Below are 1,033 nucleotides of genomic sequence, written 5' to 3' on the forward strand. Positions count from 1 at the left end.
TCGCTCAAGTCCAACATCGGCCACTCCCAGGCCGCCGCAGGCGTCGGCGGAGTCATCAAGATGGTCATGGCCATGCGCCACGGCATCCTCCCCCAGACCTTGCACGTCGACGCCCCGACCCCGCACGTGGACTGGTCGAGCGGCGCGGTCTCGCTGCTGACCGAGGCCACCCCGTGGCCGGAGAGCGGCCGGCCCCGCCGGTCCGCCGTCTCCTCCTTCGGCATCAGCGGCACCAACGCCCACGTCGTCCTCGAACAGGCCCCCGCCGCCGGGACCGCATCCTCACGCGAGGTGGCGGTTCCCTCCCCGCTGCCCTGGGTGGTCTCCGGCCGCGGTACGGACGGCCTGCGCGCCCAGGCCGTACAGCTGCGGCGGCTGGCCGCCGAGGTCGGCACGGACGGCGCCTTCGGCCTCGCGCACCTGGACATCGGCCACGCCCTGGCCACCACGCGGGCCGCGCTCCCGGACCGTGCCGTCGTCCTCGCCGACGACCCGGCCGCCCTGCTGGCCGGCCTGGACGCGCTGGCCCGCGGCGCATCCGCGCCGCAGCTGGTGACCGGGGACCCGGACCGGGCGGCCGGAGCCTCCGGGCTCGCCCTCCTGTTCACGGGGCAGGGCAGTCAGCGTGCCGGCATGGGCCGTGAGCTGTACGAGACCCACCCCGTCTACGCCCGCGCCCTCGACGAGGTCTGCGCACGGATGGACGTACACCTGGGCCGGTCCCTCAAGGAGCTGATCCTCGCCGAGGAGGGGAGCGAGCGGGCCGCGCTCCTCGACAGGACGCAGTACACCCAGCCCGCGCTGTTCGCCGTCGAGGTCGCGCTGTTCCGGCTCGTGGAGGAGTACGGCCTGACGCCGGACTACCTCCTCGGCCATTCGGTGGGCGAGCTGGCCGCGGCGCACGTCGCGGGGGTCCTCGACCTCGACGACGCCTGCAGGCTCGTCGCCACCCGCGGCCGCCTGATGCAGTCCGCGCCCTCCGGCGGCGCCATGATCGCCATCGAAGCCACCGAAACAGAAATACGCCACACCC

1 protein-coding gene is annotated in these 1,033 nt (G+C 74.3%); it reads left to right on the forward strand.

The features are described from left to right. On the forward strand, positions 1-1,033 hold a 1,033-nt coding region (locus AB0F82_RS38615; protein WP_362636493.1), incomplete at both ends, for an acyltransferase domain-containing protein.

The sequence above is a fragment of the Streptomyces virginiae genome (assembly GCF_040638905.1).
Lineage (GTDB): Bacteria > Actinomycetota > Actinomycetes > Streptomycetales > Streptomycetaceae > Streptomyces > Streptomyces virginiae_B.